18 protein-coding genes are annotated in these 25,652 nt (G+C 63.5%); 16 read left to right on the top strand and 2 right to left on the bottom strand.

Translation table 11 applies throughout. The annotated features are described in order from the left end of the window. Positions 1 to 52: 52 nt before the first annotated feature. The 3 genes from LUB09_RS22550 (at position 53) to LUB09_RS22540 (ending at position 2,993) form a co-directional block, all read left to right on the top strand. Complete coding sequence (locus LUB09_RS22550) at positions 53 to 1,006, top strand: 2-hydroxyacid dehydrogenase (RefSeq protein ID WP_231423743.1); 954 nt, start codon at positions 53 to 55, stop codon at positions 1,004 to 1,006. 129 nt (positions 1,007 to 1,135) lie between these two features. Next, positions 1,136 to 2,203, top strand: coding sequence for a phosphotransferase family protein (locus tag LUB09_RS22545; RefSeq protein ID WP_209981628.1), 1,068 nt, complete (start codon positions 1,136 to 1,138; stop codon positions 2,201 to 2,203). A gap of 22 nt (positions 2,204 to 2,225) precedes the next feature. After that, a complete protein-coding gene (locus LUB09_RS22540) occupies positions 2,226 to 2,993 on the top strand; it encodes an SDR family oxidoreductase (protein WP_209981625.1) in 768 nt (255 codons plus the stop codon). 142 nt (positions 2,994 to 3,135) lie between these two features. Here the strand turns inward: LUB09_RS22540 and LUB09_RS22535 are convergent, their stop codons facing one another. Next, positions 3,136 to 3,765, bottom strand: coding sequence for a DNA-3-methyladenine glycosylase I (locus tag LUB09_RS22535; RefSeq protein ID WP_231423742.1), 630 nt, complete (start codon positions 3,763 to 3,765; stop codon positions 3,136 to 3,138). A 216-nt stretch (positions 3,766 to 3,981) separates the two neighbouring features. Between LUB09_RS22535 and LUB09_RS22530 the strand changes: the two genes are divergently transcribed. From LUB09_RS22530 to LUB09_RS22520, 3 genes are all read left to right on the top strand, one after another. Next, the gene (locus LUB09_RS22530; RefSeq protein WP_231423747.1) at positions 3,982 to 5,307 is read left to right on the top strand and encodes a C4-dicarboxylate transporter DctA; all 1,326 of its coding nucleotides are present in this window, start codon (positions 3,982 to 3,984) and stop codon (positions 5,305 to 5,307) included. Between the two features lie 159 nt (positions 5,308 to 5,466). After that, positions 5,467 to 6,168 carry a FadR/GntR family transcriptional regulator gene (locus LUB09_RS22525; RefSeq protein WP_209981621.1) on the top strand — a complete coding sequence of 234 codons (702 nt, stop codon included), beginning with the start codon at positions 5,467 to 5,469 and terminating at the stop codon, positions 6,166 to 6,168. A 16-nt stretch (positions 6,169 to 6,184) separates the two neighbouring features. Then, on the top strand, positions 6,185 to 6,871 hold the full coding sequence (locus LUB09_RS22520; RefSeq protein WP_209981620.1) for a GntR family transcriptional regulator: 687 nt from the start codon (positions 6,185 to 6,187) through the stop codon (positions 6,869 to 6,871). A gap of 112 nt (positions 6,872 to 6,983) precedes the next feature. Here LUB09_RS22520 and LUB09_RS22515 read toward each other — a convergent pair whose 3' ends face one another. After that, entirely contained in the window at positions 6,984 to 11,852 is a 4,869-nt protein-coding gene (locus LUB09_RS22515; RefSeq protein WP_209981619.1) for an NAD-glutamate dehydrogenase, read from the bottom strand. A gap of 490 nt (positions 11,853 to 12,342) precedes the next feature. On the opposite strand from LUB09_RS22515, the gene LUB09_RS22510 reads away from it, so the two are divergent. From LUB09_RS22510 to LUB09_RS22465, 10 genes are all read left to right on the top strand, one after another. Further along, the gene (locus tag LUB09_RS22510; protein WP_231423741.1) at positions 12,343 to 12,696 is read left to right on the top strand and encodes a hypothetical protein; all 354 of its coding nucleotides are present in this window, start codon (positions 12,343 to 12,345) and stop codon (positions 12,694 to 12,696) included. Between the two features lie 260 nt (positions 12,697 to 12,956). After that, the gene (locus LUB09_RS22505; protein WP_003236444.1) at positions 12,957 to 13,916 is read left to right on the top strand and encodes an AAA family ATPase; all 960 of its coding nucleotides are present in this window, start codon (positions 12,957 to 12,959) and stop codon (positions 13,914 to 13,916) included. A 5-nt stretch (positions 13,917 to 13,921) separates the two neighbouring features. Then, complete coding sequence (locus tag LUB09_RS22500; RefSeq protein WP_209981617.1) at positions 13,922 to 14,854, top strand: DUF58 domain-containing protein; 933 nt, start codon at positions 13,922 to 13,924, stop codon at positions 14,852 to 14,854. Beyond that, positions 14,851 to 15,345: a DUF4381 domain-containing protein gene (locus LUB09_RS22495; protein WP_209981615.1), complete on the top strand. Its 495-nt coding sequence runs from the start codon at positions 14,851 to 14,853 to the stop codon at positions 15,343 to 15,345. Before LUB09_RS22500 ends, LUB09_RS22495 begins: the two co-directional genes overlap by 4 nt. Then, entirely contained in the window at positions 15,338 to 16,426 is a 1,089-nt protein-coding gene (locus LUB09_RS22490; protein ID WP_231423740.1) for a vWA domain-containing protein, read from the top strand. The genes LUB09_RS22495 and LUB09_RS22490 overlap by 8 nt, the downstream gene beginning before the upstream one ends. Continuing rightward, the gene (locus LUB09_RS22485) at positions 16,423 to 18,156 is read left to right on the top strand and encodes a VWA domain-containing protein (protein ID WP_231423739.1); all 1,734 of its coding nucleotides are present in this window, start codon (positions 16,423 to 16,425) and stop codon (positions 18,154 to 18,156) included. Before LUB09_RS22490 ends, LUB09_RS22485 begins: the two co-directional genes overlap by 4 nt. Continuing rightward, positions 18,153 to 19,793: a BatD family protein gene (locus LUB09_RS22480; RefSeq protein ID WP_209981608.1), complete on the top strand. Its 1,641-nt coding sequence runs from the start codon at positions 18,153 to 18,155 to the stop codon at positions 19,791 to 19,793. The genes LUB09_RS22485 and LUB09_RS22480 overlap by 4 nt, the downstream gene beginning before the upstream one ends. Positions 19,794 to 20,167: 374 nt before the next feature. Then, the gene (locus LUB09_RS22475) at positions 20,168 to 21,409 is read left to right on the top strand and encodes an exonuclease SbcCD subunit D C-terminal domain-containing protein (protein ID WP_231423738.1); all 1,242 of its coding nucleotides are present in this window, start codon (positions 20,168 to 20,170) and stop codon (positions 21,407 to 21,409) included. Next, a complete protein-coding gene (locus LUB09_RS22470; RefSeq protein WP_231423737.1) occupies positions 21,406 to 25,044 on the top strand; it encodes an AAA family ATPase in 3,639 nt (1,212 codons plus the stop codon). Before LUB09_RS22475 ends, LUB09_RS22470 begins: the two co-directional genes overlap by 4 nt. Then, positions 25,041 to 25,634: a glutathione S-transferase gene (locus LUB09_RS22465; RefSeq protein ID WP_231423736.1), complete on the top strand. Its 594-nt coding sequence runs from the start codon at positions 25,041 to 25,043 to the stop codon at positions 25,632 to 25,634. Before LUB09_RS22470 ends, LUB09_RS22465 begins: the two co-directional genes overlap by 4 nt. The last annotated feature ends 18 nt before the right edge of the window (positions 25,635 to 25,652 follow it).

The raw sequence follows: 25,652 nt of genomic DNA, 5'->3' as shown, positions 1-25,652 counted from the left end.
TACAGATGCGCTTTATACTCACCCGCTCAAACCCCTCAGCAAGAGCGTTGCGATGACCACCACTGTCCTGGTCCTGGTTGAGACCATCAACGAATACCTGCACATCATCGAGAGCAATGACTTTCATGTGATCCTTGCGCCGACGCCGGCTGAACGCGCCCAGGCGATCAAGGCCCACGGTGCGCAGATCAAGGCTGTGCTGACCCGTGGCCCGCTCGGTCTGTATGCCGAGGAAATCGCCGCATTGCCGGTGCTGGAAATCATCTGCGTGATCGGCGCCGGTTATGAACACGTGGATCTGCAGGCCGCCAGCAATCGCGGGATCGTGGTGACCAACGGCGCCGGGGTGAATGCGCCGTCGGTGGCGGACCATGCCATGGCGCTGCTGCTGTCACTGGTGCGCGGCATCCCGCAGACCGACGCCGCCGTGCGCCGCAGTGAATGGCCCAAGGTGATGCGCCCTTCCCTGGGCGGCAAGCAACTGGGCATTCTCGGGCTCGGCGCGGTAGGCCTGGAGATCGCCAGGCGCGCGTCTCTGGGGTTCGGCATGCAGATCAGCTACCACAACCGTCAGCCCCGCGATGACGTGGACTACACCTACTGCGCCACGGCGGTGGAACTGGCGCGCGCCTCGGACTTCCTGATTCTTGCCACCCCCGGCGGCGCCAGCACCCGTCACTTGATCGACCGCCGCGTTCTGGACGCGCTCGGCCCCAATGGCTACCTGGTCAATATCGGCCGTGGCAGCGTGGTGGTCACTGCCGACCTGATCGCCGCCCTGGAGCAACGCCGAATCGGCGGCGCGGCGCTGGATGTGTTCGATGACGAACCCAAGGTGCCCGACGCGCTGAAGAAACTCGGCAACACCGTGCTCACCTCCCACGTCGCCGGCCTGTCACCGGAAGCGGCCCACGACACCGTGCAGCGCGTGGCCGACAACCTCACGGAATATTTTGCCGGACGCCCGGTACTCACGCCCGTCGCCTTGCCCGCGCCCATTAAATGACCGATCAGGCACGCTGATCATCCTCCAACACGCTAACCTATTAAGCCGCCCCGACCTTGTCGCTGGGCGACGCTGCGCATTAGATTACCCAATAGTCCAAGGCCTCAAGAATAAGCAGAAGGGATAAGCATGGCGCTGAACGACCAATCGACAACGATTCGCCCAGGCGAAGAACTGGATGCCAGCCTGATCGATCCCTACCTCAAGGCGCATATCCCGGGCCTGAGTGGTGCGGTCACCATCAGCCAATTCCCTGGCGGCGCGTCCAACCTCACGTACCTGCTGGAATACCCGGACCAGGAATTTGTCCTGCGTCGCCCGCCCTTCGGCCACAAGGCCAGGTCGGCCCACGACATGGGCCGCGAGTTCCGCATTCTCAACCAGCTCAGGGACGGCTTCCCCTACTGCCCCAAGGCCTACGTGCACTGCACCGACGAATCGGTGATCGGCGCCGAGTTCTATGTGATGGAACGCGTCAACGGCATCATTCTGCGTTCCGACCTGCCGCCCGAGCTGGGCCTGGACGCCAGCCGAACGCAAGCGCTGTGCAAAAGCTTCATCGACACGTTCGTCGAGCTGCACCGGGTCGACTACAGCGCCTGCGGCCTGGCCGACCTGGGCAAGCCCGAAGGTTACGTGCAGCGCCAGATTCGCGGTTGGAGCGAGCGCTACGAAAAGGCCTTGACCCCCGACGCGCCACAGTGGGAAGCCGTGCGTGCCTGGCTCAATGACAAGATGCCGGCCGACCACCCTACCTCCAGCATCGTGCACAACGACTACCGCTTCGATAACGTAATCCTCGACCCGCACAACCCGATGCAGATCATCGGCGTGCTGGACTGGGAACTGACCACCCTGGGCGACCCGCTGATGGACCTGGGCAACACCCTCGCCTACTGGATCGAAGCCGCCGACCCTGCGCCGGTGCAACTGATGCGGCGCCAGCCGAGTAATGCACCGGGCATGCTCACCCGACGCCAGTTTGTCGACTACTACGCCGAACGCGCCGGCATCCAGATCGACAATTTTGACTTCTACTACACCTACGGCCTGTTCCGCCTGGCGGGCATCGTGCAGCAGATCTACTACCGCTTCTTCCATGGCCAGACCCAGGACAAACGCTTTGCGCAGTTCATTCACATGAACAAGCTGCTGGAGCAGATGAGCCTGAATGTCATCGGTAAATCCGCGCTCTGATCGTTCACAACAAGGAACCCTCATGTCCAAGACCCAACTGTTCGACCTCGACGGCAAGATCGCTTTTGTCTCCGGTGCCAGCCGTGGCATCGGCGAGGCCATTGCCAGGTTGCTGGCCCAGCAAGGTGCCCATGTGATCGTTTCCAGCCGCAAGCTCGAAGGCTGCCAGCACGTGGCTGATGCGATCATCGCCGACGGCGGCAAAGCCACCGCCGTGGCCTGCCATATCGGTGAAATGGAGCAGATCACCCACGTGTTCGCCGGCATCCGCGAACAGTTCGGCCGCCTGGATATCCTGGTCAACAATGCCGCGACCAACCCGCAGTTCTGCAATGTGCTGGACACCGACCTCGGCGCTTTCCAGAAGACCGTCGACGTGAACATCCGCGGCTACTTCTTCATGTCGGTGGAAGCCGGCAAGCTGATGCGCGACAACGGCGGCGGCAGCATCATCAACGTGGCGTCGATCAATGGCATCTCGCCGGGCGTGTTCCAGGGCATCTACTCGGTGACCAAGGCTGCGGTGATCAACATGACCAAGGTGTTCGCCAAGGAATGCGCCGAGTTCGGCATTCGTTGCAACGCCCTGCTGCCGGGCCTCACCGACACCAAGTTCGCCTCGGCGCTGGTCAAGAACGACGCGATCCTGAAAATGGCCCTGGCGCAGATCCCCCTCAAACGCGTGGCCGACCCGAGCGAGATGGCCGGCGCGGTGCTGTTCCTGGCCAGCGATGCGTCGAGCTACACCACCGGTGTTTCGCTGAATGTGGACGGTGGCTTCCTCTCCTGACCCTGGCCTGAAACCCACACAAAACCCCTGTGGGAGGGGGCTTGCTCCCGATAGCGGTGTATCAGTGACAGATAGATGCCTGACACTCCGCTATCGGGAGCAAGCCCCCTCCCACAGTTTTGATTCCGTTCAAGCCACAGACTCAAGGCCGTTTGAACTGGCGCCGCAGCACTTCGACCTGCTGGCGGCAGGCGCATCCTTCCAGGTGATCGTTGACCATCCCCATCGCCTGCATCAACGCATACATCGTGGTCGGCCCCACATAGCTCCAGCCGCGTTTCTTCAGGGCTTTGGACAGGCGCACCGACGCCGGCGATGTCGGGTTCGCGGCCCAGTAGGCCATGTCGACCACCGCCGGGCGCTCGTCAGGGCCAGGCTCGAACGCCCATAGCCAGCGCGCCAGCGAGCCGGTCTCCGCCACCAACTCGCAGGCCCTGCGGGCATTGTTGATGGCGGACACGATTTTCGCGCGATTACGCACAATGCCGGGATCGTGCATCAGGCGCTCGATATCCGCCTCGCCGTATTGCGCCACGCGGCGAAAATCAAAACCGTCGAACGCCGCCCGGAACTGCTCGCGCTTGCGCAGGATCGTGATCCACGCCAGCCCCGCCTGAAACCCCTCCAGACAGATCTTCTCGTACAGGCGGATATCATCCGCCACCGGCACGCCCCATTCATGGTCGTGGTAGCGCAGGTACTCCGGCGCGGCCATACGCCAGGTGCACCCGGTAAGCCCGGTCTCGTCAGTTGTCAGCCCTGCCTGATCCATGCATCACCTCGTATGCCGAGCGCGGATGATAAGCGAAAATTTTTCCACCCCGCCAACCGCTCAAGCATCGCCCTCGCCGACCAACTGGTCAGACCAGGACCTGTCAACCGCCAAATATTTGCTTGTGATTTCAAAAAAATCCGGCCTAGACTGGCCGCGCACTGGACTTACCGGTATGACCACAACAATTAAGCCCTGGAACCACCAGGGCACCGAATAGGGATTCCTCCCATGCTCAGATGGTGCTCGCGTTCGATTTTCCTGCAAGTCGTGATTGGCCTGATGCTCGGCATCGCCTGCGGCCTGGCCCTTCCCGAATTCTCCACGCAACTCAAACCTCTGGGTGACGGTTTCATCAAGCTGATCAAGATGCTGATTGGCCTGATCGTATTCTGCGTGGTGGTCAGCGGCATTTCCGGCGCCGGCGACCTGAAGAAAGTCGGGCGCATCGGTCTCAAGTCGGTGATCTACTTTGAAGTGCTGACCACCGTCGCCCTGGTGATCGGCCTGATCATGGCGTTCAGCACCGGCATCGGCCAGGGCGCCAATATTCACCTGGAGCAGCTCTCCTCCGCCGGCCTCAATGAATTGGCGGACAAGGGCCAGCACCTCAAGGGCACCAGCCAGTTTCTGATGGACCTGATCCCCAACTCGGTGATCGGCGCCTTTGCCGACAACAATGTGCTGCAAGTGCTGCTCTTCTCGGTGCTGTTTGGCAGCGCACTGAACCTGGTGGGCGAAGCGGCCTCGGGCATCTCGCGGCTGATCAACGAACTGAGCCATGTGATTTTCCGCATCATGGGCATGATCGTGCGCCTGGCACCGATTGGCGTGTTCGGTGCCATCGCGTTCACCACCAGCACCTACGGCCTGGATTCGCTGCAACACCTGGGCAGCCTGGTGGGCCTGTTCTACCTGACCTGCTTTGCCTTCGTCGCACTGATTCTCGGCCTGGTGATGCGCCTGTCGGGTCTGCGCATGCTGCCGCTGCTCAAGTACCTGCGCGAGGAGCTGCTGATCGTGATGGGCACCGCCTCCTCCGACGCCGTGCTGCCGCAGGTGATGCGCAAACTCGAGCACCTGGGCATCGGCAGTTCCACCGTGGGCCTGGTGATTCCCACCGGTTATTCGTTCAACCTCGACGGGTTTTCAATCTACCTGACCCTGGCCATCGTGTTTATCGCCAACGCCACCGGCACGCCGCTGTCGATGACCGACCTGATGACCATCCTGCTGGTGTCGCTGATCACCTCCAAGGGTGCCCACGGCATACCCGGTTCCGCGCTGGTGATTCTGGCGGCGACCCTCACCGCCATCCCGGCGATTCCCGTGGTGGGCCTGGTGCTGGTGCTGGCGGTGGACTGGTTCATGGGCATCGGCCGCGCGCTGACCAACCTGATCGGCAACTGCGTCGCCACCGTGGCCATCGCGCGCTGGGAAAAAGACATTGATATCCAACGCGCCAACAAGGTGCTGGACGGCGAGCAGGGTTACGCCTTCCAGACAAAGAAACCGGTGTTGCCCGCGCATCAGGAATTCTGAAAGCGACACAGATTCACTGTGGGAGGGGGCTTGCTCCCGATAACGGTGGGCCAGCTTGCACCTCCGGTGACTGAAACACCGCGATCGGGAGCAAGCCCCCTCCCACACTGGATTTTCACTGGGATAACCACTGTGTTTGCAACTTAAGGAGGCATCGACGTGATCAGCACCTCAACCGTCGTCAATTCAGTCGTGGAAAAACTGCGTGCCGCACTCAAGCGCGGCCAGTGGCGGCGCGGTGAAATGCTGCCCGGTCAGCGTGAACTGGCCGAACAGATGGGCATCAGCCGGCCCAGCCTGCGCGAAGCAGTGATCGTGCTGGAAACCCTCGGCCTGGTGCGGTCCATGCCCGGCAAAGGCGTGGTGGTGCTGGAAAACAGCGTCAGCCAGCCACACTCGAACGACGCCGTGGCCGATGCCAGCCTGGAAGATATCCTGCAACTGCGCTACACCCTCGAACCGTTCATTGTCGGCCTGGTGGCGCAATCGATCAGCACCCAGGAGGTCGGCCAACTGCGCCTGACCCTGATGGACATGCGCGAGGCCCTGGATGCCAGTGATGCCGAAGCGGGCATGCACGCCTACATCGGCTTCCATGAAGCGCTGTTCGCCCTCACCGCCAACCCGATCTTCCAGAACGTGGTGCAGCAAACCCGCAACGCTCTCAAACAGAGCGCCCAGGTACTGCGCAACTCGCCCGAGCACCTGGCCGAACGCCTGCGGGAAAACGAAGCCGTGGTACGCGCCATCCGCAACAAGAACAGCGCCCTGGCCAGTGCCGAAATGCGACGGCATATCCTTCAGGAAGGCCTGCGCATGGGCATCGCCCTGACCATTCCGGACGACCATCCGGGCAGCTGATTTTTGGAGACCGGCCATGACCGCCCACGCCCTGCACCGCCACCCGCCCCAGCCGCCACTGCACTTGATTGCCGGTAAAAAGCCCTCGGCAGACGACATTTACGCGCGGCTGTTCGACGCCATCCTTGAACACCGCATTGTCCCCACCAGCCGCTTTACCGAAGAAAGCCTGGCTGAAACCTTCGGCGTGAGCCGCAGCGTGATTCGTCGGGTGCTGACCCGGCTGTCCCATCAGCAGGTGGTCCTCCTGCGCCCCAACCAGCGCGCCCAGGTCGCCGCGCCGGATGCGCAGCAAACCCGGCAGATTCTCGAGGCACGGCGACTGACCGAAGTGACCGTGGTGCAATTGGCCTGCGCCCAGGCCACGCCCCTGCACATACGGCAACTGCGCGAATTGATTGCACGGGAACGTGAGTGCATCGAACGGGATCAACGCGGGCCGGCAATTCGGTTGTCCGGGGAATTCCATATGCAACTGGCGGTGATGGCGGGCAATGGACCGCTGGCGCAGTTCCTCAACGGCCTGGTGCCGTTGACGTCGCTGGTGATTGCCCAATATGCAGCGCAGGCCTGCACGTATTGCGCGTGGCAGGAACATGGGGCGATTGTGGATGCCGTCGAACAGGGTGACTCAAACGTGGCTGTGAGGTTGATGAGCCAATACCTGGATCACCTTGAAAGCAGGCTGCTTAAACGCCACTGACTTTAACTAAATAGGCAAATCACCCACATTGGATGTGTGGTGTTGGACAAAAACTGATCCAACAAAAAGCCCCTGCATCTCACGATGCAGGGGCTTTAGTGTTACTGCCTGATCAAGCCGGCTGCAGCACCGACTGACCACTCAACGCGAGGTCCAGCAATTCACGGTTGGCCACCGCGTACATGGCGTAGTCCGTGCCGACCGCGGCACGAATTTCCACCATCATGGCGCGCCAGCGATCAGCCATGTCCTGGTGCTGCTCAAGCCACAGGGCCACGCGGGCGTCCATCTCCTGCGGCGCGTCGGCCATTTGCAGGACCGAGATGGTGATTGCCCGTTGCTGCCAGTCCACATCGTCGCGGAACGCTTCGCGGGCCTGGGCCTGCCAGTTGTTGGCCACCGGCAGATCGCTGATCTGCTGCAGGTACCACGGCAGGTCCAGAGCGCTGCCCACGGCAAAGTAGGCCTTGGCCACTTCGGCGGCGTCGTGCCCGGTGACGTCGGCAGCTTCGATGATCGGCAGCAAGGTGTACAGGTGGGTGGTGCCTGCCACCATGCGCGCCAACAATTCCGGCACGCCGGCTTCGGTGTAGGCCTGGTAGCGGGTCTGCCAGCCTTCGCGGGTCGGGCCTTCCAGCAGTTCGTCGAGCTTGAGGCCCAACGCCGCCAGATGCGGACCGAAGTGCGCGGTGTCACGGCCAGCGTCCTGCTCGTTGCGACGGCTGCGCAGGAACCAGCGCGTGGCACGACGGCCCAGGCGCATCAGCTCGTCCATCAGTTCCAGTTGCACGTCGGCGGAAACCTGATGGTCCAGCGCCTCGATCTGCCGGAACCAGTGCGGCAGGTGAAAGATGTCACGCACGATCACATACGCACCGGCCACGTTCGCCGGGCTCATGCCGGTCGACTCCTTGAGGCGCTGCACGAAGGTGATGCCCATGTGGTTGACCAGGTCGTTGGCGATCTGGGTGCTGACGATCTCACGCTTGAGACGATGGCGACGCATGGCCTCGGAGAACTTGGCCACCAGGCTCGGCGGGAACGCGGTCTCCATGTCACGGGTCAGGTACTCGTCGTCCGGCACCTGGGACTTGAGCAAGGCTTCCTTGAGGTCGATCTTGCTGTACGAGATCAGCACCGACAGCTCCGGACGGGTGAGGCCCTTGCCATTGGCAGCGCGCTCGGTCAGCTGCTCCTCGGTCGGCAGGTACTCGATGGCGCGGTCCAGCTTGCCACGGCCTTCCAGGTCGCTCATCAGACGCTTGTACTCGGCGGCACGCTCGTAGGCACGGCGCGCTGCCAGGGACAGGGCCTGGGTCTGCTTGTAGTTGTTGCCCAGCACCAGGTGGCCGACTTCGTCGGTCATGCTCGCCAGCAGCTGGTTGCGCTGCTTGTCGGTCATGTCACCGGCCTGCACCACTTCGTTGAGCAGGATCTTGATGTTCACTTCGTGGTCGGAGCAGTCGACGCCACCGGCGTTGTCGATGAAGTCGGTGTTGGAGCCGCCGCCATTGAGACCGAATTCCACACGACCCAGCTGGGTCATGCCGAGGTTGCCGCCCTCGCCCACCACCTTGCAGCGCAGCTCGTTGCCGTTGACGCGCAAGGCGTCGTTGGCCTTGTCGCCCACGTCTGCATGGCTTTCGGTGCTGGCCTTGACGTAAGTGCCGATGCCGCCGTTCCACAACAGATCCACGGGTGCCTTGAGCAAGGCATTGAGCAGCTCGGTCGGGGTCAGCTTGTCAGCCTTGATGTCGAAGCGTTCTTTCATCTGCGGCGAGATAGCGATGCTCTTCGCGCTGCGCGAGAAGATACCGCCGCCTTCGGACATGATGCTGGTGTCGTAGTCGGTCCAGGCCGAACGCGGCAGCTCGAACATGCGTTGGCGCTCGACGAAGCTGGTGGCCGGGTTCGGGTTCGGGTCGATGAAGATATGCAAGTGGTTGAAAGCCGCGACCAGTTGCAGCTTGTCGGACATGAGCAAGCCGTTACCGAACACGTCACCGGCCATATCGCCGACGCCCACCACGGTGATGCTGTCTTCCTGCACGTTGATGCCGCGCTCACGGAAGTGACGCTGCACACCCACCCACGCGCCCTTGGCAGTGATGCCCATTTTCTTGTGGTCGTAACCGGCCGAACCACCGGAGGCAAATGCATCGCCCAGCCAGAAGCCGTAGTCGATGGCGATGCCGTTGGCGATGTCGGAGAAGGTCGCCGTGCCTTTGTCAGCCGCCACCACCAGGTAGGGGTCATCGTTGTCGTGACGCACGACGTTGGCAGGAGGCACCAGCGCGCCGTCTTTCAGGTTGTCGGTAATGTCCAGCAGCCCGGAGATGAAGATGCGGTAGCAGGCGATGCCCTCGGCCGCGATCTCGTCCCGGCTTCCGCCCAACGGCAGGCGACGCGGCAGGAAGCCGCCCTTTGCGCCCACCGGCACGATCACCGAGTTCTTCACTTGCTGGGCTTTTACCAGGCCGAGCACTTCGGTGCGGAAGTCTTCTTCACGGTCGGACCAGCGCAGGCCGCCACGGGCGACGTTGCCAAAGCGCAGGTGCACGCCTTCAACGCGCGGCGAGTAGACGAAGATTTCAAACTTCGGCACCGGCTTGGGCAGCTCGGGGATCGCGTGCGGGTTGAACTTGAAGCTGAAATACGACTTGTTCTGGCCGTTGGCATCGGTCTGGTAGAAGTTGGTGCGCAGGGTGGCCTTGATCAGGTCCAGGTAGCGCCGCAGGATGCGGTCTTCGTTGAGCACCTGAACATCGTCGAGGGCGCTGGTGATCGCTTGTTCCAGACGCTGCTGCTTGTCTTCCAGATCATCGGCGGTGAGCTTGCGCGCCAGGTAGAAGCGGGTCTTGAACAACCGCGTCAGCTCGCGGGCGATGTCAGTGTGGTTGTTCAACGTGCTGGCGATGTAGCCGAGGTCAAAGCCCAGGCGGATCTGCTTGAGGTAACGCGCGTAGGCACGCAGCAACGCCACGTCGCGCCAGGGCAGACCGGCGGTGAGCACCAGACGGTTGAACGCATCGTTCTCGGCGTCGCCATGCACGATGTGCACGAACGCGTCCTGCAGGGTGTCGTTGAGCTGCTGGATATCCAGGTTCACGCCTTCGGCGGCGATGAACGCAAAGTCATGGATCCAGAATTCGCGGCCGTTGGCATGACGCAGGCGGTACGGGAATTCACCCAGCACACGCAGACCGAGGTTTTCCAGGATCGGCAACACGTCGGACAGCGCCAACGGAGTGTCGGCGTGGTAGAGCTTGCAATGCAGCTCGCGCTGGCCGGAGACCTGGCCCAGCGGCTGATAGAAGCTCATCACCAACGGGTTGGCTTCGGTGAGGCTGAGCAGGTGCTGCATGTCGACCACGGCCGAATGCGCGGCAAAGCGCTCGCGGTAGCCGGCCGGGAAGCCTTTCGGGAAATCCGCCAGCACGTTGGTGCCGTGGGCTTCGCCGAAGCTCTCGACGACCAGGCTTGCGTAGTCGTCCTGCCAGCTGCGGCAGGCCTGCACCACTTCCTTTTCCAGTTGCAGCGGGTCGATGTCCAGACGGTTCTTCGGGTCGACCCGCAAAATCAGCTGCACACGGGCCAGCACCGACTCGGAGAAGAAGGTCCAGAACTCGCAGTCGGAGGCCTTCAGGCGGTCCATCAGCACTTGCTGGATTTTCTGCCGCACTTCGGTGGAGTACACGTCACGCGGCACATAGGCCAGGCAGTAGCAGAAGCGTCCGTACGGGTCTTTGCGCAGGAACACGCGGATCTTGTTGCGCTCCTGGATCTGCACGATCGACATCACGGTGCTGAACAGCTCGTCGACCGGGGTCTGGAACAGGTCGTCACGGGGCAGCACTTCAACCACCTGGGCCAGTTCCTTGCCCAGGTGAGCCTTGGGCTGGAAGCCGGAGCGGCGTTCGATCTCCGCGACCTTGCGGCGGATATACGGGATGACCCGCACGCTTTCGCCGTACACCGACGAGGTGTACAGGCCCATGAAGCGGTGTTCCTTGAGGACCTTGCCGTCGGCATCGATCTCGCGGATCGACACGTAGTCCGGGTAAGCCGGGCGATGCACGCGGCTTGGGTGCGCCGCCTTGGCGAACGACAGCACGGTCGGCTCGCGCAGGTAGGCCACGGCGTAGTCTTCGATGCGCAGGTCGTCGGCGCTGAGGCCGGCACGCAGCAGCTTGGTCAGACCGAGGAAGGAGCTGGCGTCATATTCGATATGACCGCCGTCCGCCTCGTCACGTACCACGAATTCTTCGTAGCCCAGGAAGGTGAAGTGGTTGCCCACCAGCCATTCGAGGAAATTCTTGATCTCGGCTTTTTCTTCGCCGTCAATCGCGTACTGGCTGGCATCGATACCGGCCAGCAGGTCCTGGACCTTGGCTTTCATCGGTTCGAAATCGGCCACCGCCACCCGCACTTCGCCCAGTACCTGCTCCAGCTCTTTGCTCAGCACGCTCAGTTCGGCGGCGTTGGCGCAGCGGTCGATTTCCAGGTACATCAGCGATTCTTGCTCGATGCCCTCGCCCTGGGTGCCCTTGGGCAGGATTTCCAGCAGATCGCCCTTGCTGCCACGACGGGTGCTGAGCACGGTGGTCTGCAGGGTGTGGATGCTGTAGCCACGGCGGTTCAGCTCGGTACGTACCGAGTCCACCAGAAAAGGCAGGTCACGGTGCAGCACTTCAACCGCAGTGTGGGTCGACTGCCAGCCGTGACGTTCGTAATCGGGGTTGTAAACGCGCACTTGCGGTTGCGCAGGATCGAAGCGCTCAAGCAGGCGCCAGGCAGACAGGGTGCAACCGGCCAGGTCAGACAGGCGACGCTGGGTCAGTTCATCCAGGGAAATAATGCCGAAGAATTGCTCAGCGAACAGTGCCACTTGTGGCAGTGCCTGTTCGCTGATGTGCTGCGCCAGTGCCGCTTGCAGTTGATGCTGGAAGTCGGCCTTGCTGGCTGCGGTGAAGAACGCCATCTGTGGTACTCCGCTTGGGCTTGTTATTGATGGAAGCGTCGCGTGTTATCCCCGTGCGGGGAGACCGTCAGCTCTGTTCGTGGGTAACGATGACAAACACCATAAACCAATCAGAGTGACAGGTGGGTGAAGCTGGACAAGACAGTCAGGTCACATACAACTTCCACAGGATGAACCGTAGCCGGGTGACGGTACGACGGGCAGGTCAGACGCCCGGCCAGGGCACATCCGTTGCGCAGCTTAACGAGTGCGGGAAGATAGCTGCTTGCGATCCTGCGACATATTCGGTCATCGGTACGCAGGGTTGGGGTTGCGCCTTGGGCAACCCGGTTTCCTCGGCAGAAAAACCGTCTGTTTTCCAGGCCTGGAGTACCGAAAATGACTGGTATTGCCCGTCAGGTCATGCTTGGGGTCTGACACAGGATGCAGCACAAAATTCGCCGCAATGGCACAATTGCCCGCGCATCACCTCCCCCCGACAGGATTCCCCATGCTGCAATTTAAAACCGACGCATTGATGGCCACCCCGTGCGACGACGAAGAAGACAACATGGCCATGCTCTGCTGCCACGGTAAAAACGGCGAGATGTTCATGCTGAGCCGTTACCCGGATGAAGACGAAGTGGAGTTGACCTGGGACTACGAGCCGTCGACGCTGGACGGGCTGAAAGTCAGCCTGAGTGACACGACCTTGCTGATTGAGCTGGCCGCTGGCGATGCCGATGCCTTGGGTGGCAAGGACCAACTGGAGATCAGCCACGCCACCGTTGCGGCGGATATGGCCGAAGTCGAAGAGACCTTGCAGAACATTCTCAAGGGCACCGGCACTTTCACCCGGATTTAAGCTGCACCAACGATCAAATGTGGGAGGGGGGCTTGCTCCCGATAGCGGCGGGTCAGTTGATACATCTGTGACTGACACACCACTGTCGGGAGCAAGCCCCCTCCCACATCGACCGTGTTCCAAAACAAAAATCCTACACGATTTGCCAAAAATACCCGTTACGCCGTTAGTCGCCGCCCCCTTCGATGCATTAAAGTAGACGCCCCCGGCCTTGGCAGTTTGCATAACACCCAGGCTCTTCTTCCCAGGAACCGTCATCGATGGAACATCGTGAAGCGCTGCTTGCGCTGCGAACCTTTCTTTCCACGCAGATTCTCGGCCAGGAAAAACTCATCGAGCGCCTGCTCATTGCGCTGCTGGCCGACGGCCACATGCTGGTGGAAGGCGCGCCGGGCCTGGCCAAGACCAAGGCCATCAAAGAACTGGCCGAAGGCATCGAAGCGCAGTTCCATCGTATCCAGTTCACCCCCGACCTGTTGCCCGCCGACATCACCGGCACCGAGATCTATCGTCCGGAAACCGGCAGCTTCGTGTTCCAGCAAGGCCCGATCTTCCACAATCTGGTGCTGGCCGACGAAATCAACCGGGCGCCGGCCAAGGTGCAGTCGGCCCTCCTCGAAGCCATGGCCGAGCGCCAGGTCAGCGTGGGTCGCAGCACCTACGACCTGTCGCCGCTGTTTCTGGTGATGGCTACGCAAAACCCCATCGAGCAGGAAGGCACCTACCCGCTGCCCGAAGCCCAGCTCGACCGTTTCCTGATGCACGTCAAGATCGGCTTCCCAGACGCCGCCGTGGAGCGGCGCATCCTGCAACAGGCGCGCGGCGAAGCGCTCAACGGTGAAACCAAGCCCGAACGCCGCGTCAGCCAGCAGGCGATCTTCGCCGCGCGCAAGGAAATCCTCGGCCTGTACATGGCCGATGCAGTGGAGGAATACCTGGTGCAACTGGTGATGGCCACGCGCACCCCGGCCAAGTTCGACGCGGAAATGGCCGAATGGATTGCCTACGGCGCCAGCCCCCGGGGCTCGATTGCCCTCGACCGCTGCGCCCGTGCCCACGCCTGGCTCGCCGGTCGCGACTTCGTCAGCCCGGAAGATATCCAGGCGGTACTGTTCGACGTGCTGCGCCACCGCATCATTTTGTCCTTCGAGGCAGAAGCCGCCGGCATCGACCAGGACCGCGTGGTGCAACGCATTCTCGACGTCGTTGCCGTCGCTTGAAGCCGATGAACACCAGCGCCGGGATCCGCGTCACGCTCAGCGAGCTGATCGAGATGCGTCATCGCGTGCGCGAAGTGCAGCTGTTCTCCACGCCCGGCCAGCGCAGCCCGATGATCGGCCTGCACCACTCCAAGCTGCGCGGGCGCGGTGTCGACTTCGATCAGGTGCGCGTATACCAAGCCGGCGACGACGTGCGCACCATCGACTGGCGCGTCACCGCGCGCACCCAGGAACCGCACACCAAGCTGTTCCACGAAGAGCGCGAACGCCCGATCTTCATCATGGTGGAACAAAGCTGCCGGCTGTTTTTCGGTTCGGGGCAGATGTTCAAGTCGGTGCTGGCGGCGCAGGCCGCCAGCCTGATCGGCTGGGCCGCGCTGGGGCATAACGACCGGGTCGGCGGGCTGGTGTTTGGCGACCGCGAGCACTACGAAATCAAACCCCGACGCAGCAAGCAGAGCCTGCTGCAACTGCTCAATCGGCTGGTGCACGTCAACCAGAGCCTGAATACCGACAGCCTTCCGGAAGCCGACGCCCTGGGCATGGCCCTGCGCCGTGGCCGCGAGGTGTTACGCCCGGGCAGCCTGGGCATCGTGATCTGCGACGAGCGCGCCCTCACCGAAGGCGCCGAACAGCAACTGAGCCTGCTGTCGCGCCATTGCGACCTGCTGCTGCTGCCGATTTCCGACCCGCTCGACCACGCCCTGCCCGCCGCCGGGCTGCTCAGGTTCGCGCAACGCGGCGCGCAACTGGAACTGGACACACTCAACTTCGACCTGCGTCAGGCCTACAAGGCCCAGGCCGAAGCGCGCACGGCCCGCTGGGAACGACTCGCGCAGAAACTGCGGGTGCTGCTGATGCCCTTGAGCACCCAGAGCGAAATGGTCGAGCAACTGCGCGAATACCTCAACCCGCAACGCCCGGTCAAAAAACAATGAGCAGCCTCGACCAACTGCAACCGCTGATCACCCCGCCGCCCATTGGCCTGTGGCCGCCCGCGCCGGGCTGGTGGCTGTTGCTGCTGGCAGTGCCGCTGCTCGGCTGGGGCCTGTGGTGGGCTCGCCGCTTCCTGCCCGCCCGCCGTCCGGTAGCCCGCGCCGAGCAACCGTTGGACCCGTTGCGCATCGCCGCCCTCGCCGAACTGGCCTTGATGCCCAAGCCATACGACGGCGCCCCCGCCGGTGCCTGGCTGCAACAGCTCAACGGCCTGCTCAAGCGTCTGTGCCGCAACGATTACCCCTACAGCCAGAGCCACACCCTCAACGGCCGCAAATGGCTGGCATTCCTCGATAACCGCTGCCCGGCCGCCGGCCTCACGCGCTGGATGGTGCTGGTAGAAGGCGCCTACAAGCCCGAATGCAAGCTCGACGACAAGGCCATCGCCGGCCTCACCCAGGCCGTCGACACGTGGATTCGCAAACATGTTTGAGTTCGCCTGGCCGTGGATCTTCGCCCTGCTACCTTTGCCCTGGTTGATGCGACTGCTGCTGCCCATCGCCGACAGCGGCGAGCCGGTACTCAAAGTCAGCTACCTCGAGGACCTTGAAGGCCTGGCCCGACGCCGCGCGCGCATCAACCTGCCCGGCTGGCGCCAGCAAGCGCCGTTCGTGGTGCTGTGGCTGTTGCTGCTGACCGCCGCCGCCCGCCCCGAATGGCTCGGCGAACCGCTGCCGATTGCCGCCAGTGGCCGCGACCTGCTGGTGGCGGTGGACGTGTCCGGCTCCATGGACTTCCCCGACATGCACTGGCAGGACGAGGACGTCAGTCGCCTCAGCCTGGTCAAGCATTTGCTCGGCGATTTCCTGCAAGGCCGCGAAGGCGATCGCGTCGGGCTGATCCTGTTCGGCAGCCAGGCGTATTTGCAGGCGCCGCTGACGTTCGACCGGCGCACCGTGCGCACCTGGCTGGACGAAGCGCGCATCGGCATCGCCGGCAAGAACACCGCCATCGGCGACGCCATCGGCCTGGCCCTCAAGCGTCTGCGCCAACGCCCGGCGCAGAGCCGCGTGCTGATTCTGGTCACCGACGGCGCCAACAATGGCGGCCAGATCGACCCGCTGACCGCCGCGCGCCTGGCAGCCGAAGAAGGCGTGAAGATCTACCCCATCGGCATCGGCGCCGACCCCGAGCAGACCGGCTCCCTGGGCATTCTCGGCGTCAACCCGAGCCTGGACCTCGACGAGCCGGCGCTCAAGGCCATCGCCCAGGCCACCGGCGGCCAATATTTCCGCGCCCGGGATGGCCAGGAGCTGCAGCAGGTGAAGGAAACCCTCGACCGCCTTGAACCGGTCGAACAGCAACCCACCCAGGCCCGCCCGGCCCAGGCGTTGTACAGCGGGCCGCTGGCGTTGGCGCTGATCCTGAGCATGCTGCTAGTGATCCAGGAACGCTGGCCCGACAACGCGCTGCAACGGCTGTTGAGCAAACTGCCGAGCCGGGGGATGTTCCTGCCGCAGCGCCCCGAATGGCGCCAGCGCCTCAAACGCCTGCGTTTGCGGAGGCGTCGATGATCGATCTGTGGCCGCATTGGTTCCGTCCCTGGTGGTTGTTGCTGCTGCCGCTGCTCGGCTGGCTGCTGTGGCAGTTGTGGCACCGGCAAAAACGCGCCGGGCGCTGGCAGATGATCCTGCCGCCTGCATTTCACGCCGTGCTGCTCAGCGGCGGCAACGGGCGCGAGAGCAAATCGCCGTGGGTGTTGCTGGGCCTGGCGTGGCTGCTGGCTTTGCTGGCCTTGCTTGGTCCGAGCTGGCAACGCGTGGAACAAACCAGCCAGAAGCCTGCCGACCCGTTGGTGGTGCTGCTGGAGCTGACCCCGCAAATGCTCGCCACCGACAGCCCGCCCAATCGTCTCGAACAGGCGCGGCGCAAGCTGTATGACTTGCTGCAGGCGCGCAGCGATGCGCAAACCGCCATCGTGGTGTACGCCGGCAGCGCCCACACCCTGGTGCCGCTGTCGGACGACCTCGGCACCAGCCGCAACCTGCTCGAAGCCCTGCGCCCCTCGATCATGCCCGAGCCTGGCCATCGCGCCGACCTCGCCGTGGAAAAGGCCCTGGCCCTGCTCAAGCACGGCGGCCTCGGCCAGGGGCGCCTGCTGTTGATCGGCTCGTCGCTGTCCAAACAGGAGCGCCAGGGCATCCGGCTGTTGCTGCAGGGCAACGCGTCACCGGCGCTGTCGATCCTCGGTATCGGCAGCCGCGAAGGCACGCCGGTGACCCAGGAAAGCGGCGAGTTCCTCAAGGACGAACAAGGCGCGATCCTGATCCCGCGGCTCGACAGCCCGACCCTCAAGGCCTTCGCCAACGAGATGGGCGGCCGCTACCGCGCCGCGCGCCTGGACGACAAGGACCTGCGCCAGCTCGGCGTGCTCGACCCACCGCAAACCCTGCTCAGCGACGGACAATGGCTGCACCTCGACACCTGGGCCGACCAGGGTTACTGGCTGCTGCTGCCGCTTTTGCTGCTGGCCGCCTGCGCCGGTCGCCGCGGCTGGCTGTTCTGCCTGCCCCTGCTGCTACTCGCCGCGCCGCAGCCCAGCTACGCCTTCGAGTTGCAGGACCTGTGGCTGCGCGCCGACCAGCAAGGCCAGCAGTTGCTGCAAAAACAACGGCCCGCCGAAGCGGCCGAGCGTTTTGCCGACCCCCAGTGGCAAGGCGTGGCGCTGTATGAGGCTGGCAACTATGCAGAGGCGATCAAGCGTTTTGCCCAGGGCACTGACGCCAGCGCCCACTACAACCGAGGCAACGCCCTGGCCCGCTCCGGCGAGCTGGAAGCGGCGATCGATGCCTACGACCAGGCCCTGGAAGCACAGCCGGACCTGCAACCGGCGCTGAAAAACAAGGCCCTGGTCGAAGCCCTGATGCAACAGCAGGCGCCCCCCGAGCCGCCAGAGCCTGCAAAAAACGAAGATGACGAAACCACCCAACCCGGCCAAACTGCGCAACCGGGCGACAGCGGGCAACGTGCCACTGGCGGCGAGCAATCGTCCCAGGGCCAGGGCCAGACCGGTGACACCCAGCCGAGTACGCCGGCCAAGTCCGGCAGCAACGAAGTACCGGGCAGCGAGCTGGGCGATGAGCAAACCACCACCCCGCCGCTGAGCGCCAATGACGCCAGCCTTGACGGCGAACACCGCCAGGCCCTGGAACAATGGCTGCGGCAGATTCCGGACAACCCCGGCGAGCTGCTGCGGCGCAAATTCTGGTACGAACAGCAACAGCATCAGGACAAGACGCGATGAGCCGCCGCACCACCCTTCTGCTTCTGCTCGCGCTGACGGCAGGCCCCGCCCAGGCGGCGAGCCTGGTCGCCAGCGTCGACCGCAGCCGCCTCAACGCCGGGGAAACGGTTGAACTGACGGTGGAATCGAGCGACGTCACCCAGTTCGGCAAGCCCGACCTGTCGCCGCTGGACGCGCAGTTCGAAGTCAGCGGCACACGCCAGATCAACCAGCTCACCACCCTGGGCGGCGACAACCACGCGACCACGCGCTGGATCATCACGTTGTTGCCCAAGGAGAACGGCGAGGTGGTGATCCCGCCGCTGCAGGTGGGCGAATACACGACCCAGCCGATCACCCTGCAAGTGATGGAAACCGCCAGCCAGAACACCAGCGCGGAACTTGCACCCGTGTTTGTGCAGGCCAGCCTCGACCAGAACACCGCGTACGTGCAGGCTCAGGTGCTGTTGACCGTGCGCGTGTACCACTCGGTGTCGCTGTATGACGACAGCAGCCTCACGCCATTGCAGATCCCGGACGCGCGCATCGAGCAACTGGGCGAGTCGCGCACCTACGAGAAAGTCATCAACAGCATCCGCCATGGCGTGATCGAAACGCGCTATGCCCTTTACCCGCAGCGCAGCGGCGCGGTGGAGATTCCCGCGCAGACCTTCAGCGCGACGCTGGTGGAGTCGCGCCCGGCGCAGGAGAACACCCTGCAAGGCACCAAGCCGGGCAGGCTGATCCACGTCAGCTCCGCGCCCATGCTGCTGACGGTCAAGCCCAAACCCGCCCTGTACCCGGCGGATACGCCCTGGTTACCGGCGCGCAGCCTGACCCTCACGGAAAGCTGGAATCCGGAGCCTGAGCATGTGCAGGTCGGCGATTCGCTGACCCGCAGCCTCACGGTCAAGGCCGAAGGGCTGTCCAGCGCGCAACTGCCGACCCTGCCCAGCACCGACATCGCCGGTCTGCGCCGCTACCCGGACCAGCCGGTGCTGGGCAACCAGAACAGCGACCGCGGTCTGGTCGGCAGCCGCGAAGACCGCGAGGCGCTGGTGCCCAACCGGGTCGGCGCGCTGGAGCTGCCGCCGGTGGAAGTGGTGTGGTGGAACACCCACGAAGACCATCTGGAGCGCACCAGCCTGCCGGCGCGCACCCTGCAAGTGGCCAACAACCCGAGCCTGGTGGTGGACACGCCCGCCACCCCGACCATCATCACTGCACCGGACGACAGTCGCCTGTGGCTGTGGCAGTTGAGCACCCTGCTGCTGTCCTGCACCACCCTGCTCGGTTTCGGCCTGTGGTGGCGCGCCCGCTCGCAGCCGGCCGTGTTGCGCGCCGCGCAAACCGGCCCGAGCCCGCGCAGCCTGCTCGACGACCTCAAGCGCGCCACCCAGGCCAACGACCCCCAGGCCACACGCCAGGCGCTGGACGCCTGGGCCCGCCAGCAACCGGAAACCCTCGCCGAAATGGCCGCGCGGTTCGTGCCGTTGTCGGATGCGCTGGATGGGTTGAATGGCGCGCTGTACAGCGAAGGGGGCCACTATTGGCTGGGCGAAGACCTGTGGCGCGCGGTGAAAGCCATTCCGATAGCGGACCGCGAGCAGGACCCAACAACTGACAGCACCAGCTTGCCGCCGCTCTATCCCAAATAACCGACACACCCAAAACTCATGTGGGTGGGTTTGTCTGTGGCGAGCGGGCTTGCCCTAATGCCGTTCAGTTAAGCGCAGATTCCCTGTGGCGAGCAGGCTTGTCCTGCGTTGGGCTGCGCAGCAGCCCCAAAGCCAGGCGCTGAGCCGTATCAGGTACACCGCGTTTTGCTCGATTGGGGGCGCTTCGCACCCCAACGCGGGGCAAGCCCGCTCGCCACAGGGAGGGTGAGATTTCCGGTTCTAAAGCAGCCCGTTATTTTGTGTTTGATAAGAGTGGCTTGCCCCTCCCACCCTTGAACTGTGTCGGTTGCAGGCATAGCCCGCGCTTTTGCAGGTAAACTCCCCTCCTTTCCATCTTCTCCACGGAGTTCGCCTTGCGTCTGTTTCACACCTCCGACTGGCACCTGGGCCAAAACCTCCATGGCCAGGAACGCGACTTCGAACACGCCTGTTTCCTGGCGTGGCTGCTCGGCCAGCTCAAGGCCCACAGCCCTGACGTGCTGCTGATCGCCGGCGATATCTTCGACACGGTCAACCCACCGCTCAAGGCCCAGGAGCGGCTGTATGACTTCATCATCAGCGCCCACGAACAAAACCCCGCACTGACCATCGTGATGATCGCCGGCAACCATGACTCCGGCTCGCGCATCGAGTTGCCCGCGCCGTTGATGCGCCGTCTGCGCACCCATGCGCTGGGCCGGGTGCTGTGGCTGGATGACGGCCAACTGGATGCCGAGCGCCTGCTGATTCCCTTGCCCAATGCCAAAGGCAAGATTACCGGCTGGTGCCTGGCGCTGCCCTTCCTGCGCCCGGCGGAAGTCACTGGCGCCCACTTGGGCGACGACTACCTGCGCGGCATCGGCCAGGTGCATGAATGGTTGATCGCCGCGGCGAACGCCAAGCGCAAAAAAGGCCAGGCGCTGATCGCCATCAGCCATGCACACATGGCCGGCGGTTCGGTGTCGGAAGACTCCGAGCGCAGCCTGATCATCGGCAATGCCGAGGCGATGCCGGCCAGCCTGTTCGATAGAAGTGTCGCCTATGTCGCCCTCGGCCATTTGCACAAACCGCAAAAGGTCAACGGCGAAGAGCGCATTCGCTACAGCGGCTCGCCGATTCCACTGTCGTTTTCCGAGATCGGCTACAAACACCAGATTCTCGACGTGATGTTCCAGGGCGAAAGACTGGTCAGCGTCGAACCGATCCTGATTCCGCGCTCGGTCAACCTGCAACGCCTGGAAGCTGCCCCCCTGGCCGATATCCTCAAGGCCCTGGCGGACTTGCCCGACATCGACCTGCTCGCCGAGACCCAGCGCCATCCCTGGCTGGAAGTGCGGGTGCGCCTGGACGAACCGCAACCGGACCTGCGCCAGCAAATCGAAACCGCCCTGCAAGGCAAGGCCGTGCGCCTGGTGCGCATCGCCGCCGAATACGCCGGCACACGCGGCCAGGACGACGCGGACCAGGCGCGGCTGGTCGAACTCGACCAGCTCACGCCCCAGGAGCTGTTCAGCCGCGCCTGGCAGGACAACTATGGCAGTGAAGTGGATGAACAGACCTTGAAGGACTTCGCCGTGTTGCTCCAGGAAGTGCAGCAGGAAGGTGAGCAACCATGAAGATCCTCGCCATCCGCCTGAAAAACCTTGCCTCCCTGGCAGGCCCGTTTGAAATCGACTTCACTGCCGAGCCCCTGGCCAGCGCCGGGCTGTTCGCGATTACCGGGCCCACCGGTGCCGGTAAAAGTACCTTGCTCGATGCGCTTTGCCTGGCGCTGTTTGGCGCGGTGCCACGGCTGGGCGACACCGGCCAGGCGAAAATGCCCGACGCCGATACCGATATTTCCATCGGCGACCCGCGCACGCTGATTCGCCGCGGCACGGGCGGCGGCTATGCCGAGGTGGATTTTGTCGGCGTCAACGGCCGTCGCTACCGCGCGCGCTGGGAGGCCAACCGCGCCCGCGACAAGGCCAGCGGCAAGCTGCAAAACAGTCGGCAAAGCCTGCTCGACCTGGACAGTGATCAGGTGCTGGCCAGTCAGAAAACCGAATACAAGACCCAGCTGGAACTCGCCCTGGGCCTGAACTTCGAGCAGTTCACCCGTGCGGTGTTGCTGGCCCAAAGCGAGTTCAGCGCCTTCCTCAAGGCCAATGACAACGAGCGCAGCGAACTGCTGGAAAAGCTCACCGATACCGCGCTGTACACCCAGCTTGGCCGCCGCGCCTTCGACAAGACCCGGGACGCCCGCGAGGTGCACAGGCAACTGCAGGACCAGGCCACCGGCATTGTCCCGCTGGCCGCCGAAGCCCGCGCCGAGCTGGACCAGCAACTGAGCGAGGCGCAGCAACAGCTCAAGACCCGGCAGGCCCAGCTCAGGCAGCTGGAGTTGCAGCACACCTGGCTCAAGGAGTTGCGTGAGTGGCAAGAGCGCCATCAACATGCGGCGCAGCAACTGCAGCGCGACGAGCAGGCCTGGGCAGCCCAGGCCCCGCTGCGCCAGGACCTTAATCACCTGGAGCAGTTGGCGCCGCAACGACACCATTTTGCACGCCAGGCCGAACTCAGTACCTTGCTCCCGCCACTGGCGGCGCAGATTCAGCAGTATATTGAACAGCAACACGCGCTGCAGACCCGCCAGCAGCAGGCACAGCTGCAACAAACCAGCGCGCAAAGCGCTGTGGCCCAGGCGGTAAAAAACCAGGCCGACGCTGCGCCGCTGTTGCGCCAGGCCGTCGAAGAGCAAAGCACCCTCGCCCACCTGACCCGCGACCTCGCCAAGCGCACCGAAGAAAAACACCAGCAGCAAAGCGCCTGCCTTGAAGGCCAGGCCCGGCTCAAAGCCATGCAGGACAAACACGCCGACGTCGAACAGCGCCTGCAGCGCCTGGCCGCAGAGCTTGAGCGCAGCGCCAACCTCGCCCCGCTGAGCGACGCCTGGAACGCCTACCGCGACCGTCTGCAACAGTTGATGCTGATCGGCAACCGCCTGAGCAAAGGCCAGGCCGAATTGCCCCAACTGGAGCAGCGCGCCACGGCCACTGCACAGGCGTTCGCCGAGCAGCGCGAAGCGTTGGACCTGCTGTTTCAGGAGGCCGGTGCCGAACCCCACGCGGTAGCGGAACAGGTGCAACTGCTGGCCAGCCTGCTGCAGGACAATCGCAAGCAGCAGCGCGCCTTCGAAGAGCTGACGCGCCTGTGGGACAGCCAGCAACAGTTGGACCAGCAAGCCGCCACCCTCACGCAGAAGCTCGCCGACGCTGCGCAACAACGCGAGCATCTGAACCAGGCCGGCCTGCAAGCCAAGGCCGAACTGGCGGTGGCCGAACAGACCCTCACCGTGACCCGGCAACTGCTGGAGCGCCAACGCCTGGCGCGCAGTGCCAGCGTCGAGGAGTTGCGTGAACAGTTACAGGATGACCAGCCCTGCCCCGTGTGCGGCAGCCCTGAACACCCGTATCACCAGCCCGAAGCGTTGCTGCACAGCCTGGGCCGTCACGATGAAACCGAAGAGGCCACGGCGCAGAAGGTCGTCGACACGCTCAAGGAAAAGCTCACCGAACTGCGCGGTGAAGTCGGTGGCCTGATCGCCCAGCAGAAAGAGTTTTTGCAACAACAGGAACACCTGGCCGCCCAGCACACTGCGCTCAAGCCGAGCCTTGAAGCGCACCCTTTGTCGGCTTCGCTGTTCAATCAGGAAGCGGCCAAACGCAGCGCCTGGCTGGGCCAGCAGCTCAACCAGCTGACTCAGAGCATCGGCCAGGACGAACAGCGCCAGGCCGCACTGCTCAACCTGCAACAGAATGCCGGGCGCCTGCAACAGCAGTTGAACAGCGCCCAGCAAGCGAGCCAGCAAGCGCGCCAACTGATGCTCGACCAGCAACGCGAACTGGCCAACGACCGCGAACGCCTTGACGAAGAGCTGCACGCCTTCGCCAACCTGTTGCCCGCCGAAACCCTCGACGGTTTGCGCAGCGATCCAGCGGCAACCTTCATGCTGCTCGACCAGCACGTCAGCCAGCGGCTTGAGCAACTGGGCCACCAACGCGACGAACTGGCCGAACAACAAGCGCGTCAGCAGGCCATCGAAAAAGAGCACACCCATCAGCAACACCGTGAGCAACAGCTCGACGCGCTTAACCAGCAATTCAACGAGCTGGCGACGCAGCAACAGGCCGCTCAGGAAAAACTCGGTACTTTGCTGGGCGACTACACCAGTGCCGAACACTGGCAACAGCAACTGGAACAGGCAGTGGTGCAATCGCGCCAGAGCGAAGCCGAGGCCAGTCAACAGTTGCAGGCTATTCACGACGAACTGATCCAACTGGCGGCCGACCTCAAGGCCCGCCAGGAGCGTCAGTCGGCGCTGCACAGCGAACAACAGGCGCTCGACACGCGCTTGAGCGAGTGGCGCGCACGGCATCCCGAGCTGGATGACACGCACCTCACGCGTTTGCTGGCGTTCGATGATGCCCAACTGAGTGAACTGCGTCAGCAGGTGCAGACCAGCGAAAAAGCCCTCGAGCAAGCCAGGGTGTTGCTGCTTGAGCGCGAACAGCGCCTGGCCGAACACCAGGCCCTGCACAACGGCAACCTCGAAGCAGAACAGTTGGACAACAGCCTCGCCGCCCTCAATCAGCACATCGCCGAGGCCGAAAAACAGTGCGCCGAGCTGCGCGCACGTCAATCGGAAGACCAGCGCCGTCAGGAGGCCAACAGCGCACTGGCCGCGCAAATTGCCCGGGCCTATGAAGAGTGGCAGCGCTGGGCACGCCTGAATGCGCTGATCGGCTCGGCCACCGGCGACACCTTCCGCAAGATCGCCCAGGCCTACAACCTCGACCTATTGGTGCACCATGCCAACGTGCAGTTGCGCCAATTGGTGCGCCGCTACCGCCTCAAGCGCGGCGGCAGCATGCTTGGCTTGCTGGTGATGGACACGGAAATGGGCGACGAACTGCGCTCGGTGCATTCGTTGTCCGGCGGCGAGACGTTCCTGGTGTCGCTGGCCCTGGCCCTGGGGCTGGCGTCCATGGCGTCGAGCACCCTGAAGATCGAGTCGCTGTTTATCGACGAAGGCTTCGGCAGCCTGGACCCCGAGTCGCTGCAATTGGCGATGGATGCCCTGGATGGCTTGCAGGCCCAGGGCCGCAAGGTGGCGGTGATCTCCCACGTGCAGGAGATGCACGAGCGCATCCCGGTGCAGATCCAGGTCAAGCGTCAGGGCAACGGCTTGAGTACGCTGGAGGTCCAGTGAGCGAGGCGCTGTTGTATTCGTTCCGGCGTTGTCCTTATGCGATGCGCGCACGTCTGGCCTTGCGTTATTCAGGCGTGGCGGTGCGCATCGTCGAGGTGAGCCTCAAGGCCAAGCCGGCCGACATGCTGGCGCTGTCGCCCAAGGGCACGGTGCCAGTATTGAGCGTGGGCGGCCAAGTGATCGATGAAAGCCTGGCGATCATGCAATGGGCCCTGGCGCAGCACGACCCGGATGACTGGTTACTGCAGGATGACCCGGCCGCGCTGGCGTTGATCGCCGAGAATGACCAGGGCTTTAAATATCAGTTGGATCGGTACAAGTATGCCGAGCGCTACCCGGAGCATCCGATGGAACATTATCGGGCCGAGGGTGAGGTGTTCCTGCAGAAGCTGGAAAATTTACTGGCGGGGCATAGCTGCTTGTTGGCCGATCATTTGAGCCTGGCAGATGTGGCACTGGCGCCGTTCGTGCGCCAGTTTGCCCATGTGGATCGCGAGTGGTTCGCCAGTACGCCCTATGTCCGATTACAAACCTGGCTGCAGCGCTTTCTGGAGTCGCCGCTGTTTGTAGCGGTAATGGCCAAACCCTGAGTTCAACACCGTCAAATG

Origin of the sequence: Pseudomonas sp. Leaf59 (genome assembly GCF_920984685.1) — a bacterium.
GTDB lineage: Bacteria > Pseudomonadota > Gammaproteobacteria > Pseudomonadales > Pseudomonadaceae > Aquipseudomonas.
The sequence above is the reverse complement of the archived record's forward strand: the minus strand, read 5'-3'. Positions and strand labels throughout refer to the sequence as shown.

Coding starts and splice junctions, on each gene's coding strand:
- LUB09_RS22550 (WP_231423743.1), top strand. CDS start 53: ATGACCACCACTGTCCTGGTCCTGGTTGAGACCATCAACGAATACCTG.
- LUB09_RS22545 (WP_209981628.1), top strand. CDS start 1,136: ATGGCGCTGAACGACCAATCGACAACGATTCGCCCAGGCGAAGAACTG.
- LUB09_RS22540 (WP_209981625.1), top strand. CDS start 2,226: ATGTCCAAGACCCAACTGTTCGACCTCGACGGCAAGATCGCTTTTGTC.
- LUB09_RS22535 (WP_231423742.1), bottom strand. CDS start 3,765: ATGGATCAGGCAGGGCTGACAACTGACGAGACCGGGCTTACCGGGTGC.
- LUB09_RS22520 (WP_209981620.1), top strand. CDS start 6,185: ATGACCGCCCACGCCCTGCACCGCCACCCGCCCCAGCCGCCACTGCAC.
- LUB09_RS22515 (WP_209981619.1), bottom strand. CDS start 11,852: ATGGCGTTCTTCACCGCAGCCAGCAAGGCCGACTTCCAGCATCAACTG.
- LUB09_RS22510 (WP_231423741.1), top strand. CDS start 12,343: ATGCTGCAATTTAAAACCGACGCATTGATGGCCACCCCGTGCGACGAC.
- LUB09_RS22505 (WP_003236444.1), top strand. CDS start 12,957: ATGGAACATCGTGAAGCGCTGCTTGCGCTGCGAACCTTTCTTTCCACG.
- LUB09_RS22500 (WP_209981617.1), top strand. CDS start 13,922: ATGAACACCAGCGCCGGGATCCGCGTCACGCTCAGCGAGCTGATCGAG.
- LUB09_RS22495 (WP_209981615.1), top strand. CDS start 14,851: ATGAGCAGCCTCGACCAACTGCAACCGCTGATCACCCCGCCGCCCATT.
- LUB09_RS22490 (WP_231423740.1), top strand. CDS start 15,338: ATGTTTGAGTTCGCCTGGCCGTGGATCTTCGCCCTGCTACCTTTGCCC.
- LUB09_RS22485 (WP_231423739.1), top strand. CDS start 16,423: ATGATCGATCTGTGGCCGCATTGGTTCCGTCCCTGGTGGTTGTTGCTG.
- LUB09_RS22480 (WP_209981608.1), top strand. CDS start 18,153: ATGAGCCGCCGCACCACCCTTCTGCTTCTGCTCGCGCTGACGGCAGGC.
- LUB09_RS22470 (WP_231423737.1), top strand. CDS start 21,406: ATGAAGATCCTCGCCATCCGCCTGAAAAACCTTGCCTCCCTGGCAGGC.